Here is a 14,070-nt window from a genome sequence, read left to right as displayed (position 1 = left end):
CAGGTTCAGGATGGCTGCCTTCACGCGGCGGCTCGCGAAGCGGAAGACGGCACCATTATCGCCGGCTTCCTTAATTAAGTCAAGTGGATAAATCTTTTTCGATCCCGAGCTGCCGAAGCTTGTAATACAGCGCGCCGCGGGAGATGCCGAGGAGCTTCGCCGCGCGGCTTTTGTTCCCGCCGGCGGCCCCGAGCGCCGCGAGGATCCGCTCCCGCTCCAGCGCCAGGCGGGCCTCCGGGAGGCGTTCGAGACGCATCGGGGAAGAAGCCGGTTCGGGCGCCGTTACGGCTGCCGCCCCGGCCGATCGTGGAGGCGTTCCCGGGTCTTCGGCCCGGCCTTCCGTTCGATCGCCCGCCCGTCCCCTGTCCCCGGGCGCCCCCGGCGCGGCCGTCGCGATCGCTCCGGCGCCGGGAAGGCGGCCTTGACCCGACGGTTCCGGCGCGTAAGCCAAAAGCGTCCGGGCGCGGATCGGCTCCGGGAGGTGCCGGAGTTCGACCGTCCCGCCGTCGGCCATGAGGACGGCATATTCGAGGGCGTTTTTGAGCTGGGGCAGATTGCCCGGCCAGTCGTAGTGGAGAAGCGCCGCCAGCGCTTCGTCGGTCAGGCGCGGCGCCGGCCGTCCCAGGGCGCGGGCCGCCTCGTCGATGAGGTGCCGCACCAGGGCCGGGAGCTCTTTTCGCCGCGCCCGAAGCGGCGGAAGCGAGAAGACGAAAAAGCGGTAAAAGAGCTCCGGCAAAAACCGCTCCGCCTCGACCGCGGCAGGAAGGTCCGGGCCGGCGGCGGCGATCAGGCGGGCGGCGACGGGGAGCGGCTCCCGGCCGCCCTGACGGACGTACCGGCCGCCGGCGAGTGCCTCCGCCAGGGCCGCCTGGAGCGCCTCCGGCCAGGCGTCGACGTCTTTGAGGAACAGAAGCCCGTCTCGGGCCCGCTCGAGGAGCCCCGCTTCCGGGGCCCCCCCGCCGGGGCCTTCAAAGCCGAAGAGTTCCGCCGCCTGAAAGCCGTCCGGCACGAGGCGGCTGTGAAAGACGAGGAACGGCCCCTCCAGGCCGAGCGTCCGGTGGACGTAACGGGCCAGCGCCTCCCGACCGGAGCCCCGCTCGCCGAGGAGGAGGACCGGCCGGCGCTCTTTGAGCGCCGCGGCGATTCGCCCGGCGAGGTCCAGAAGGTCCGGGAACAGGATGTCGAGAAGCCGCTTTGTCGTCCCTTCTTCCGGCGCGGCCTCGGGGGCGCCGTACAGGGCCGCCGAGAGGGCGACGTGTTCGGTGATATCTTGTTCCACGGCGATGGCGCCGATCAGCTCTCTGGACGCGGAAAAAATCGGATAGGCGTTGATGAGGACGTGCTTGTCCGGCCGCGGCCGGTGGTAGAGGCGGTGCACCGGCCGGCGGCTTCGGAGCACCTTAAAGAGCATGACCGACCCCGCCGGGAAAAACCGGTCGATCGGGGCGCCGACGATCGCCTCACGCGGAATGCCGTAGATCATTTCCGCCGCCCGGTTCCAGTACAGCACCGTTCCGGTCGGGTCGACGATCGTCACGGCGTCGTTCAGACTCTGAAGGAGCGTCTCGAAAATGGCGTCGAGCCGCTCCACAGGGAAGCGCATCGAACGACTCTGTTTAATTTCCGACATCTCGATCCCCTTGCCGCCAGCGGAATGTGCAAATATCGGCGATTCCGGGAAGTAAGCGATATCAAGTATAATCATCTTACCACACTTGTTGAAAAGACAACAGGTGTTTAAATTTCAACAGATGGACAGGAGGTTGAACCATCCGATGAAACGGCGATCGGCGGATTTTTCGTCGGTTCATCCGGCGCCCCGGCGGCTCCGCCCGGGGCGGCGGACGATCACCGGCCTCGCGCTCCTTGCGTTCGTCCTTCTGGGCAGCGGCTTTCTTTCGGCATGCGGCGGGAAAACGGCGTCGACGGACGGCCCGCCGTCGGGCCAGACGGCCGGAGAGGCGACCGGAGGTTCGTCCGGCGGCGAGATCCTGATCGGCGTGCAGTCCCCGACGACCGGTTCGGAAGCGAAGATGGGCCAGGACATCAACCAGGCGATCGAGCTCGCCGTCGAAGAACTGAACGCCAAGGGCGGCGTGCTCGGAAAGACGATCAAGCTCACTTTCGCCGACGACGCCTGCGACCCGCAGACGGCGACGGCGGCGGCCAACAAGCTCGTCTCACAAGGCGTTGTCGCCGTCGTCGGCGGCTACTGCTCCGGCGCGACACTCCCGGCGACCGGCGTGTACCATCAGGCCGGCATCCCGATGGTGGTCACCGCCGCGAACTCCGAGAAGATTCCGGCGCAGGGATATCCGGAGATCTTTCTCGTCAACGGCACGACGAAACATCAGGCGAAACGGGCGGCGGAGTACATGGTCAAGGAGCAAGGGGCGAAGCGGATCGCCCTCGTCCACGACAATTCCGCCTTTGCCCGGGATCTCGCCGAGGCGACGAAGCAAGAAGTCGAGGCGCTGGGCGGCGAAGTCATCGCCTTCGAGGCGGTCAACAGCGACGAAAACGACTTTACGCCGGTCATCTCCAAGCTGAAAAGCTTAAAGCCCGACGCGACCTACTGGACGGCGTACTACTCCGCCGGCGGGCTTTTCATCAAGCAGTTTAAAACGGCGAAGGTGCCGGGGATCATCGGCGTCGGCGACGGGGCGAACGACAAGATGCTCGTCGCCATCGCCGGGAAGGAAAACGCCGAAGGGACGTTCATCACGATGAGCCCGTCGGCGGAATTCATCCCGGAGGCGAAAGCGTTCATCGAACGATACTACGCGAAATACGGCGAAGAGCCCGGCCCGTACTCCGCCCTCTCGTATGACGGCATGCGGCTTCTGGCCGACGCCATCGAGCGGGCGGGCTCGACCGAGCCGGCGGCGATCGTCCGGGCGCTCCGGGAGACGAAAGACTTCCCCGTCTTCGGCGGCACGATCACCTTCAACCCCGACGGCACGATTCAGAAGTCGAACTTCATCGTCGTCGTGGTGAAAAACGGCGAATTCGCGCTGCCGTAAGAACGATCCATGGACCCGCTTGGACATTCGGCGCCGGAACGCGGCCGAAAGGAGGCGACTCGGTGAACGTCTGGGGCGAGCAGCTCATGAATGCCCTCGTCATCGGTTCGTTTTACAGCCTCATCGCCCTCGGGTATTCGATGGTCTACGGCATCATCCAGCTCCTCAACTTCGCCCACGGGGACGTCTACATGGTCGGGGCGTTTGTCGGCTACGGCGTCCTTTCGGCGATGAGCGGGGCGCCGCTTTTCGTCGGCCTCGGGGCGGCGTTTCTCTTCGCCTCGCTGGCCACCGGCCTTCTCGGCCTCGGCGTCGAACGGATCGCCTACCGGCCGCTCCTTCAGTCGTCGCGGCTGGTGATGCTGATCACGGCGATCGGCGTCTCCCTGGTCCTGGAAAACGGCGTCATGCTCGCCCTCGGACCGAGCTTCCGCGTCATGCCGGTCGAGCTTCCCCGAAGCGGCCTCTCCCTCTTCGGCGCCGACGTGACGTATGCCCAGCTCGCCATCATCGCCACGTCCGTCGGGCTCATGCTCCTTCTGGATGCCTTCGTCCGGCGAACGCTCTACGGCAAGGCGATGCGGGCGATCGCCGTGAACCCGACGGCGACGGCCCTCATGGGCATTCCGGTGCACCGGGTGATCGCGCTGACGTTTTTCATCGGATCGTTTCTCGCCGGGAGCGCCGGGGTCCTCGCCGGCGTCTACTACGGGAAGATCAACTTCATGATGGGCTTCATCGTCGGGCTCAAGGCGTTTACGGCGTCGGTCTTGGGCGGCATCGGCTCGCTGCCGGGGGCGATGCTCGGCGGCTATCTCCTCGGCTTTCTCGAAACGTTCGGCGCGGCGGCCCTCGGCGGGGAGTGGAAGGACGTGTTCGCTTTCGTGATCCTCATCCTCATCCTCACCCTGAAGCCGACGGGCCTGCTCGGGCGGACCGGGACGGAGCGGGTCTGAAATGACGGCGACTTCGTTTCGGGCGCGGGCCTCCCAGGGGGCGACGGCGGGGCTTCTTCTCGCCCTGTTCCTCTTTCCGCGGGTGGCGTCCAACTACTGGCTGGACGTGTTCACCTCGGCCTTTTTCTACGTCATCCTCGCCCTCGGCCTCAACGTCGTCGTCGGCTTCGCCGGGCTTTTGGACCTCGGCTATGCCGCCTTTTTCGCCATCGGCGCCTACACGACCGGCATCCTCACGACCGTCTATCACGTGCCGTTCCTCTTAACGGTGCCGGCGGCGGCCGCCCTCGCCGCTCTTTCGGGCGTCGTCATCGGCGCGCCGGCCCTCCGGCTTCGGAGCGACTACCTCGCCATCGTCACCCTCGGCTTCGGGGAGATCATCCGCATCACGGCCAAGAACCTCACCCTGACCGGCTCGGCGTCGGGCATCTACGGCATCCCGAGGCCGACCGTGTTCGGCCATGCGCTGAAGACGCAGCAAGACTTTTATTATCTCCTTCTCATCCTCGCGATCGTCACGTACCTCGCGATGCGGCGGCTCGAACATTCCCGCGTCGGCCGGGCGTGGAAGTACATCCGGGAAGACGAAGACGCGGCGGCGGCGATGGGCATCGATCCGTTCCGCTACAAGCTGCTCGCCTTCGTCGTCGGCGCCGTCGTCGGCGGCCTCGCCGGAACGGTGTTCGCCGTCCGGATGACGGCCATCGCGCCGGAAAGCTTCGGTTTTATGCAGTCGGTCCTCATCCTGCTGGCGGTCATCCTGGGCGGCCTCGGCCGTCTGCCGGGAGTGGTGCTCGGGGCGTTTCTCATCGTCCTCTTGCCGGAGGCCATGCGAGAATTTGCCAGCTGGCGGTATTTTCTTTTCGGCGCGCTCCTCATCGCGATGATGCACTTCCGGCCGGAAGGGCTCTGGCCGGCCGGCCGGCGCAAGATGCCCCAGAGCGGTCGGGCGGCGCTGAATGGAGGCGACGGGCGGTGATGCTCCTGGAAGTGGAACGGCTCTCGCTCCGCTTCGGCGGGCTTGAGGTCATCCGCGACCTTTCGTTCGCCGTCCCCGCCGGGACGATCGCGAGCTTCATCGGACCGAACGGCGCCGGGAAGACGTCCCTCTTCAACCTGATCACCGGGTTTTACCGTCCGACCGCCGGCGAGATCCGCTTTGCCGGCGAGCGGATCACCGGCCTTCCGCCGAGCGCTGTCGCCCGCCGGGGCCTCGCCCGAACGTTTCAGAACATCCGGCTGTTCAAAACGCTTTCGGCCCTGGAAAACGTCCTGAGCGCCCTCCATCCCCGGACCCGCTCCGGCGTGTTCGCCGCCCTTTTCCGGACGCCGGGCATGCGCCGGGAGGAAGCGTGGGCCCGGGAGGAGGCGCGTCGGGCCCTCGCCTTCGTCGGCCTTCAGGACGTCGCCGACCGGAGCGCCGGGACGCTGCCGTACGGTCATCGGCGGCTTTTGGAAATCGCCCGGGCGATCGCCCTTCGGCCGAAACTGCTGCTCCTCGACGAGCCGGCGGCAGGGCTCAACCCGGCAGAAAAGGCCGCCCTCGCCGACCTCATCCGCCGCATCCGGGACGAGCTCGAAATCGGCGTCATCCTCATCGAACACGACATGCGCCTCGTGGCGAATGTTTCGGAGCACGTCGTCGCCTTAAGCTACGGCGAGAAAATCGCCGAAGGGCCGCCGGCGGACGTCCTCCGGCATCCCAAGGTCGTCGAGGCGTACCTCGGAGAGGAGGCGGTCGGATGACGGCGCTCCTTCGCGTCGAATCCCTCACGGTCGCCTACGGCCCGGTGACGGCGGTGCGGGCCCTCGACCTCGCCGTCGGCGACGGCGAGATCGTCGCCCTCCTCGGCGCCAACGGCGCCGGCAAGACGTCGACGCTCCGGGCCCTGTCCGGCCTCGTCCGGCCGGTCGGGGGCCGGATCCGCTTCGCCGGCGAAGACGTCACCGGCCTTCCGCCCGACGCTCTGGTCGGTCGAGGCATCGTGCACGTCCCTGAGGGACGGCAGGTGTTCGGCCCGCTTTCGGTGCTGGAGAATCTGGAGCTCGGCGGGTTTACGCAGCGGAAGGATCGGGCTTTTCTTCGCGAGACGCTGGCGTTCGTCTTCGAGCTCTTTCCGCGCCTCAAAGAACGGCTGCACCAGCCGGCGGGGACGCTCTCCGGCGGCGAGCAGCAGATGCTCGCCATCGCCCGGGGGCTCATGAGCCGGCCGCGGCTCCTTCTCCTCGACGAGCCGTCGATGGGGCTCGCGCCGATCGTCGTGCAGGACATCTTCCGAACCTTGCGGGCGATCAACGGTCGAGGGACGGCCATCCTCATCGTCGAGCAAAACGCCAAAGCGGCCCTCGCCCTGGCCCACCGGGCGGTCGTGCTGGAGCTCGGCGAAAAGGTGCTGGAGGGGCCGTCCGAAGCGCTGGCGAGCGACCCTCGCGTGGTGGACGCCTATCTTGCCCAGGCGGAGGGACGCCGATGAGCACGTTCATGCAGAACACATTTCTCTATCTTTCGAAAAGCCGTCTCGCCAACCGCCTCGCTCGGCGGTACGGGCTTCGCCTCGGCGCCCGGCGTTTTGTCGCCGGCGAGACGGTGGAAGAGGCGATGGTGCGGGTCAAGGCCTTCAACGACCGGGGCATCCAGGCGACGGTCGACCACCTCGGCGAGTTCGTCACTTCCCGGGCGGAAGCCGAGGCGGCGGCCGCGGCGGCGATCGAGGCGCTCCGGGCGATGGACCGCGCCGGCGTCGATGCTTACCTCTCGGTCAAGCTCACCCAGCTCGGCCTCGACGTCGACGAGGCGCTCGCCCACGCCCACATGCGCCGCATCCTGAGCGAGGCGAAGCGGCGCGGCCGCTTCGTCCGCATCGACATCGAAGACTACGCCCGGAACGAGGCGACCTTTCGCCTCTTTCGCGCCCTTCTGGACGAATTCGGGCCGGAGACGATCGGCATCGCCATGCAGGCGTACCTCTACAAGAGCGCCGACGACCTCGAGGCGCTCCTTCCCGACCGGCCGAACATTCGCTTCGTCAAGGGGGCGTATAAGGAGCCGCCGAGCGTCGCCTATCCGAACAAGGCCGACGTCGACGAAAACTATTTCCGCCTCGTCGCGCGGCACCTTTCGGCCGGCGGCTATGCCGCCGTCGCCACCCACGACGAGCGGCTGATCGAGCGGGTGAAGGCCTACGTCCGGGAGGCGGGCATCCCGCGGGAGCGGTTTGAATTCCAGATGCTCTACGGCATCAAGGAATCGCTCCTCGAGCGCCTCGCCCGGGAAGGCTACACCGCCCGCGTGTACGTGCCGTACGGCATCGACTGGTACGGCTACACGATGCGGCGCCTCGCGGAGCGGCCGGAAAACGCCTGGTTCGTTCTCCGCTCGCTGTTTGCCCGCTGACGCTGTTTGGCCGCTTCCGGGCCTGATCCGCGTTCGCCCTGCCGACCGATCCGGCGTCGGTCTCGGCGGTCGAACGCCTCCGTCGGAAGGCTCCTCCTTCGGGGCGGGGGTTTTCCGGTGGAAGAGATCCGCCGGCGGGCCGAACGCTTCGGTCGGATCGGTCGGCGGCCCAAGCGACGGCGTCTTCGCCTTGGACCGGAACGCCGGGCGGCGGGCGCCGCGGCGTTTCGATAGAAGATCATCCGGTGAAAGGAGCAATGCCCGATGATGCAGATCTTCCGCCCGGAGCCGCTCACCGATTTCAGCCGGCCGGAGAACGCCGAAGCGTTTCGGGCGGCCCTCGCCAAGGTCGAGTCGGAGCTCGGGCTCAAGACGCCGCTCGTCATCGGCGGAAAGGAGATCTACACCGACGACGAGATCGTCTCCACCAACCCGGCGAACCACCGCCAGGTGATCGGCCGGAGCTCCAAGGCGACCCGGGAGCACGCCGAGATGGCCTTAGAGGCGGCGTGGAAGGCGTTTGAGACGTGGTCCCGCATCCCCGGCGTCGAGCGGGCCCGCACCCTCTACAAGGCGGCGGCCATCCTCCGGCGGCGGAAGCACGAGATCTCCGCGTGGATCGTCAAGGAGGCGGGGAAAAGCTGGGTCGAGGCCGACGCCGACACCGCCGAGGCCATCGATTTCCTCGAGTACTACGGCCGGGAGATGGAGCGCTACAGCCGGCCGCAACCGCTTTATCCGCTCCCCGGGGAGGACTCTGTCCTCGAGTACATCCCCCTCGGCGTCGGCATCATCATCCCGCCGTGGAACTTCCCGGTGGCGATCCTCACCGGCATGACCTCCGGCGCTTTCGTCGCCGGGAACACCGTCATTTTGAAGCCGGCTTCGAACACACCGATCGTCGCCTACAAGCTCTTCGAAATCCTCCGGGAAGCCGGCGTCCCGGACGGCGTGGTGAACTTCCTCCCGGGAAGCGGGAGCGAGATCGGCGACTTTCTCGTCGATCACCCGAAGACGCGTTTTGTGAGCTTCACCGGCTCCCTCGAAGTCGGCGTCCGCATCTACGAGCGGGCGGCCAAGGTGCAGCCCGGGCAGAAGTGGTTGAAACGGGTCGTCACCGAAATGGGCGGGAAGGACGCCATCATCGTCGACGAGACGGCCGACCTGGAAGCGGCGGCCCAGGGCATCGTCACATCCGCCTTCGGCTTCCAGGGGCAGAAGTGTTCCGCCTGCTCCCGAGCCATCGTCGTCGACGCCGTCTACGACCAAGTCCTCGAGCGGGTCATCGAAAAGACGAAGGCCCTCAAGCAGGGCGATCCCGTCGATCCGACGAACGTCATCGGGCCCCTCATCGATCAGTCCGCTTACGAAAAGGTCCTTGCGTACATCGAGATCGGCAAGCGGGAAGGGCGCCTCGTCCTCGGGGGCGAGGGCGATCCGTCGACGGGCTGGTACGTCAAGCCGACGATCTTCGCCGACGTCGACCCGAAGGGCCGGATCGCCCAGGAGGAGATCTTCGGGCCGGTGCTCGCCTTCATTCGGGCGCGGGATTTCGACCACGCCCTCGAGATCGCCAACGACACGATCTACGGCCTGACCGGTTCCGTCTATTCGAAAGACCGGGCCCGAATCGAAAAAGCCCGCAAGGAATTCCACGTCGGCAACCTTTACTTCAACCGGAAGTGCACCGGAGCCATCGTCGGCGTGCATCCGTTCGGCGGCTTCAATCTGTCCGGAACGAACGCGAAGACCGGCGGCCCGGACTACCTCGGCCTCTTCATGCAGCTCAAGTCGTCCTCGGAAGTGCTCTAACCGGCGAGCATGCGGCGACGGCGTCTCCCGCGGCCGGGGGCGCTCCCCGACGGGCGTTCTCCGACCGCGGGACTTTTTCGACGCTTTATTCAGAAAATATTTTTTTTACGCCACGGAAAGGCGGTTCTCGTCACGGCGAGGGCAAAGGTCGTGGAGACGGCGCCGTTTTATCTGTTTTCGACGTTCATCGTCTCCTGCGCGACGGGCACACCCGAGATGGATCGGCGGGCGGTGCTCATTGCCGTCTCGCTGGCGACGCTGGTCGCGACCGTCCTCATCCCGCTGATGGGGGCGCCGTCCGATCGCGTCGGGCGAAGGAAGCTGTACGTCGCCGGGGCCATGCTCCTCATGCGGTACGCGTTCCCATCCTTTCCCGGGAAAAACCGGGAAGGGTGTCGGAGGAGGCGCTGGTGGTGATGAAATCGGTCGGCGTCGGATGGCTCGATGTGGCGGTCGCTCTCGCCCTTGTCGAAGGAGCGGAGGCCGAACGGTAGAGAGGTTCTCAACGGCCCGTTGTGGAACGGCGTTCGCGGGCGAGTTCGGCATGGGGGCGGTCCGGCTTCTAGAAGACGAGCTCGACGGCATAGAGCACCGCGGTGAGGGAAAAGAAGCTGAGGAGCGTCGTCACGAGCGTCACCGAGGCGACGTAATCGGGCTGAACCCGGTATTCGGCGGCCATCATCGTCATGATGACGGCCGCCGACGTGGCGTTTTGGACGATGAGGACTTTGGCCGGAAGGGGAGAAAGGCCGAGCGCGAAGACGACGGCGGCCATGACGACCGGCGAGAGGACGAGGCGGATCGCACTCGCCAGCGCCGTCGCCCGGGCGTAGGCCGCCGGCCGGGCCTCGGCGAGCTGCATGCCGAGAATGAGGAGCGCCACCGGCACCATGGCGTCGCCGACGAGGCGGATCGGCTGGTACAGCGCGTCGGGGAGCGGCAGGTGAAAAAGGCCGAAAATGAGTCCGAGCCCGGTGGCGACGGTCGTCGGAAGCGCGAGGATCTGGCGGATCGTCGCCGGCCAGGACGTCCCCCGCCCGGCGGCGAGGGCGATGCCGACGGTATACATCAGGATAAAATTGAGCACGACGACGAAAATCGCCAGCGAAAACGCGCCGTCGCCGTAGGCGAACAGGATGAGCGGGAGGCCGTAGTTGCCGGTATTCGGAAAGAGCGTCGTCATGAGCGCCGGTCGAAGGAGCGCCTCGAGACGAAACAGCCGGAAGAGGGCAACCGTAATCGCGGCAAGCAGGGCCGTAAAAAGAAGAAGCGCCAGCGCCATGGCGCCGGCGAGATCAACCGGAATCGGACTCTTGGCGAGATACGCGAAGATGAGAAACGGGCTCAAAAGCTGCGACGAAAAGCGGGCGAGAGCGACCGTGTCGACGGCGTACGCCCGGCGGTAAGCGTAGCCGGCGGCAACGATGACGAGGACCGGCAGGACGACGTTCCAGAAGAGCTGAAGCATCGGCGTATATCCCCTCGATTCTGTTTCTAAAAACCTGCCAAGCACTCACAATATCAATCCCCTGGCAGGTTCGGGATGCTTTTACGCGCTTCGAGGGACGGGAGGAGAACCCGCATCTTCCCGGCCGCGATGCGCCTTCCGTATCTGGAGCCCCGCCCATACGGTGACCCGTGCGGGCTTCCAAACGGCGGGGGGTTCAAACGCCCATCCCGAAGCTCCCGCCCGGAAGACCGAAGGGCGCTTCAGGCCGAACCGGAACTCCGCGCCTGGCGGCCGCCCCGATGCCGGGCCGCCCTAGCGCACGACCGCCTCCGGCGTTCGGGCGCCGTTCGCCAGCGTCTCCAGGAGCGTTCGGGCGATCGTCCGGGCGGCCTCCGGGCGGCCGAGGCGCCGGGCCGCCGCCTCGAGCGCCGCCCGCCGGTCCGGATCGCCGAGGAGGGCGCCCACCGTTCGGGCCGCCTCCTCGGCGTCGTCCACCACGGTAGCGGCGCCGTGCCGTTCGACGAAGTGGACGTTTCTCGTCTCCTGGCCGGGGATCGGCTGCAGGAGAACCGCCGCCTTCCCGAGGGCAAACAGCTCCGACAGCGTGAGTCCTCCGGGCTTGGTCACGACGACGTCGGCGGCGGAAAGCCACGTTGCCGTCTCGGTGATCCAGCCGGTGACGATCAGGCGGTGGGAAAGGTGCGGCCGCAGGGCCTCCAGCGCTTCCCGCAGGGCGGCGTTCCGCCCGGAGACGGCGGCGACGGCGAACGGCTCCGGCCGCCGATCGAGGGCCTGAAGGACGGTCGGCATGTCCAGCAGGCCTTCGCCGCCGCCCATGAGGAGGACGAGGGGCTCCGCCGGACCGAGTCCAAGGGCGGCGCGGAGCGCCCGGGCCCGCTCGGGAAGCGTCGGGTCGGCAAAGCGCGGGTCGATCGGGATGCCCGTCGCCTGAAAACGCCCGACGTCCAGTCGGTAGCGGGCGGCGAGCGTCCGGGCGACGTCGGGATGGGCGACGAAGTAATGATCAACCCGGCGGTTGATCCAAAAACCGTTGGCGTCGAAGTCGGTGATGGCGACGGCGAGGGTAAACGGCCGCCGCCGCTTCAGCCGGGCGAAGGGCGGGACGCTCAGGGCGTGGGTCGAAACGACGACGTCCGGGCGAAAGGCGTCGAACAGCTCCTTTGCCCGGGACAGCCCCGAAACGCCAAAGGCCCGTTTGGCCAGGATGCTCGTCCAGCGTTCGCTGGCGTAGGCGGCGCCCCAAAGGTGGGGCATCCGGGCGAGGGTCTGGCCGTACAGGCGGTTGAAGAGCGCTTCGGCCTGAGGGACGAGAGCGGTCGTCACCCGGACGACGGCGTCCGGCGCCTCCGTCAAAAAGGCGTCCCGGAGCGCTTCCGCCGCCCGGGTGTGCCCCATCCCGAGGGTCGCTTCCGTCACGATCAGGATGTTCGGTCGAAGCGTTCCTGGTTCGCTCATCGCGCAAACCCTCCTTCGGGATCGCGATGCGCCGTGGGAGAGACTTCTAGTTTGATCTTACTTCATTCGCCCCTTTTTTGCCAGAGGGGTTTCCATCGTTTCCCAGATCCAACCGACGCCTTTTGCCACCGGCGGGGCATTCTGGTATCATTCCGATGTTGGCGAGGTGGGCGACGATGGCCGAACGACTCACCGAGGAAACGGTGCAGAAGATCGCCGACGCGGCGGCGATCGCCCTTACCGACGAAGAACGACAAACCATCCTGAAAGAACTGCAGGAAATCCTCGATTTTGTCGACGTCCTACGGGCGGTGCCCGTCGACGGCGTCGAGCCGACCGTCCATCCGGTGCCGCTTGCGATCTTCATGCGGGAGGACGAACCCGAGCGGCGCCATGACCGCGAGGCGCTCCTCGCCCGGGCGCCGGAGGCGGAAGGCGGCTTTATCCGCGTGCCCCGGGTGCTCGGGGATTGAGAAGGGGTGGCCATGGCAGCCTACGGTGATCTTTTGGAAGAGCGCATTCCGGATCTCCGCCGGCGGCTCGAGACCGGGGAGCTCGCCCCGGAAGCGCTTCTGGAAGCGGCCCTGGAGCGCATCGCGGCGGTGGAAGATCGGATCGAAAGCTTCATCGCCCTGGACCCGGACGCCGCCCGCCGGCGGGCGGCGGCGCTTTCGGAGAAGCGCCGGCGCGGCGAGGCGCTTGGAGCGCTGTACGGCATCCCCGCGGCGGTGAAAGACAACATTGCCGTCGCCGGCCTGCCGATGACCGCCGGAAGCCGGATGCTCGAAGGCTTTCTGCCGCCGGACGACGCCGTCGTCACCGAACGGCTGCTGGCGGCGGACGCCGTCATCGTCGGCAAGGCGAACCTCGACGAGTTTGCCATGGGCGGGTCGACCGAGACGTCCGCCTACCGGACGACGAAAAACCCGTGGCATCCAGACCGCGTCCCGGGCGGCTCGAGCGGCGGCTCGGCGGCGGCGGTCGCCGCCCGGGAAGTCTGGTATGCCATCGGCACCGACTCCGGCGGCTCGATCCGCCAGCCGGCGTCCTTCACCGGCATCGTCGGCTTCAAACCGACGTACGGCCGCATCCCCCGGACCGGCGTCGTCGCCTTCGCCTCGTCGTTCGACACCGTCGGCGTCCTCGCCCGGACGGTGGAGGAGGCGGCGATCGTCTACGACGCCCTTCACGGCTTTCATCCGAGCGACACGACGTCGCTTCCCCGGGATCGGGAACCGGTCGCGCCGACCCTCGGCCGGGACGTCCGGGGGCTTAAGGTGGCCGTGCCGACGTTCTGGCTCGTCGGCCTTCACCCGGATGTCCGGGCTCGGACGGAAGAGGCGCTTCGGGTGCTGGAGGGGCTGGGGGCGATCGTCGAGCCCGTCGATATGCCCCATCTAGCGTATGCCGAAGCGGCGTACACCATCCTGACGATGGGCGAGGCGGCGTCGAACCTCGCCCGCTTCGACGGCCTCCGCTACGGCCGGCGGTTTTCCGATGCCCGGGATCTGGCGGCCCTTTATGCCGAAACCCGCGCGCGGGGGTTCGGCCGGGAAGTGAAGCGGCGGGTGCTCCTCGGGACGTACTTCCTCTCCGCCGGCCGTTACGAAGACATGTACGTCCGGGCGCAGAAGGTCCGGACGCTCATCCGGCGGGATTTCGAGCGGGTGTTTGCCGACTACGACCTCGTCGCCGGCCCGACGGTGCCGACGCCGGCTTTTCCTCTGTCGGAGCGGCTTTCCGACCCGGTGGCGATGTACCAGAGCGACCGGCTGACGTCGCCGGCCAACCTGGCGGGACTTCCGGCGGTGAGCGTCCCGGCGGGCTTTTCCGCCGAGGGGCTTCCGATCGGGCTGCAGCTCGTCGGCGACGTCGCCGAAGACGCCCTCGTGCTGCAGGCGGCCTACGCGTATCAGGCGGCGACGGAGCACCACCGCCGCCGTCCGGCGCTGTGAGGAG

13 protein-coding genes are annotated in these 14,070 nt (G+C 67.3%); 10 read left to right on the top strand and 3 right to left on the bottom strand.

The features are described from left to right. Positions 1-79: 79 nt before the first annotated feature. A complete protein-coding gene (locus SA87_RS11260) occupies positions 80-1,630 on the bottom strand; it encodes a sigma 54-interacting transcriptional regulator (RefSeq protein ID WP_169793296.1) in 1,551 nt (516 codons plus the stop codon). Between the two features lie 145 nt (positions 1,631-1,775). Here SA87_RS11260 and SA87_RS11255 point away from each other — a divergent pair, with 145 nt between their 5' ends. The 8 genes from SA87_RS11255 (at position 1,776) to SA87_RS11220 (ending at position 9,602) form a co-directional block, all read left to right on the top strand. Continuing rightward, positions 1,776-3,023, top strand: a complete 1,248-nt coding sequence (locus SA87_RS11255) for a branched-chain amino acid ABC transporter substrate-binding protein (RefSeq protein ID WP_082718296.1) — start codon at positions 1,776-1,778, stop codon at positions 3,021-3,023. Positions 3,024-3,085: 62 nt separating this feature from the next. Next, positions 3,086-3,979 (top strand): branched-chain amino acid ABC transporter permease, encoded by an 894-nt coding sequence (locus tag SA87_RS11250; RefSeq protein ID WP_211258055.1) that lies wholly within the window; start codon positions 3,086-3,088, stop codon positions 3,977-3,979. Position 3,980: 1 nt separating this feature from the next. Then, on the top strand, positions 3,981-4,958 hold the full coding sequence (locus SA87_RS11245; protein ID WP_066203206.1) for a branched-chain amino acid ABC transporter permease: 978 nt from the start codon (positions 3,981-3,983) through the stop codon (positions 4,956-4,958). After that, a complete protein-coding gene (locus SA87_RS11240; RefSeq protein ID WP_066203204.1) occupies positions 4,955-5,725 on the top strand; it encodes an ABC transporter ATP-binding protein in 771 nt (256 codons plus the stop codon). The genes SA87_RS11245 and SA87_RS11240 overlap by 4 nt, the downstream gene beginning before the upstream one ends. Next, on the top strand, positions 5,722-6,453 hold the full coding sequence (locus SA87_RS11235) for an ABC transporter ATP-binding protein (protein WP_066203200.1): 732 nt from the start codon (positions 5,722-5,724) through the stop codon (positions 6,451-6,453). Before SA87_RS11240 ends, SA87_RS11235 begins: the two co-directional genes overlap by 4 nt. Beyond that, on the top strand, positions 6,450-7,373 hold the full coding sequence (locus tag SA87_RS11230; protein WP_066203198.1) for a proline dehydrogenase family protein: 924 nt from the start codon (positions 6,450-6,452) through the stop codon (positions 7,371-7,373). Before SA87_RS11235 ends, SA87_RS11230 begins: the two co-directional genes overlap by 4 nt. A gap of 264 nt (positions 7,374-7,637) precedes the next feature. Further along, entirely contained in the window at positions 7,638-9,185 is a 1,548-nt protein-coding gene (gene pruA, locus SA87_RS11225; protein ID WP_066203194.1) for an L-glutamate gamma-semialdehyde dehydrogenase, read from the top strand. A 150-nt stretch (positions 9,186-9,335) separates the two neighbouring features. Further along, a complete protein-coding gene (locus tag SA87_RS11220; protein WP_156516542.1) occupies positions 9,336-9,602 on the top strand; it encodes a hypothetical protein in 267 nt (88 codons plus the stop codon). A gap of 145 nt (positions 9,603-9,747) precedes the next feature. Here the strand turns inward: SA87_RS11220 and SA87_RS11215 are convergent, their stop codons facing one another. Both SA87_RS11215 and SA87_RS11210 read right to left on the bottom strand, forming a co-directional pair. Continuing rightward, positions 9,748-10,653: an AEC family transporter gene (locus SA87_RS11215; protein WP_066203189.1), complete on the bottom strand. Its 906-nt coding sequence runs from the start codon at positions 10,651-10,653 to the stop codon at positions 9,748-9,750. A 294-nt stretch (positions 10,654-10,947) separates the two neighbouring features. Next, on the bottom strand, positions 10,948-12,111 hold the full coding sequence (locus SA87_RS11210; protein WP_066203186.1) for an MGDG synthase family glycosyltransferase: 1,164 nt from the start codon (positions 12,109-12,111) through the stop codon (positions 10,948-10,950). Between the two features lie 155 nt (positions 12,112-12,266). Between SA87_RS11210 and gatC the strand changes: the two genes are divergently transcribed. Together gatC and gatA are read left to right on the top strand one after the other, a co-directional pair. Continuing rightward, positions 12,267-12,584, top strand: a complete 318-nt coding sequence (gene gatC / locus SA87_RS11205; protein ID WP_082718135.1) for an Asp-tRNA(Asn)/Glu-tRNA(Gln) amidotransferase subunit GatC — start codon at positions 12,267-12,269, stop codon at positions 12,582-12,584. Positions 12,585-12,596: 12 nt separating this feature from the next. Further along, entirely contained in the window at positions 12,597-14,066 is a 1,470-nt protein-coding gene (gatA, locus tag SA87_RS11200) for an Asp-tRNA(Asn)/Glu-tRNA(Gln) amidotransferase subunit GatA (RefSeq protein ID WP_066203180.1), read from the top strand. Positions 14,067-14,070 lie beyond the last annotated feature (4 nt).

The organism is Hydrogenibacillus schlegelii (assembly GCF_001653195.1).
In the GTDB taxonomy this organism is placed as follows: Bacteria; Bacillota; Bacilli; order Thermicanales; family DSM-22653; genus Hydrogenibacillus; species Hydrogenibacillus schlegelii.
The sequence above is the reverse complement of the archived record's forward strand: the minus strand, read 5'-3'. Positions and strand labels throughout refer to the sequence as shown.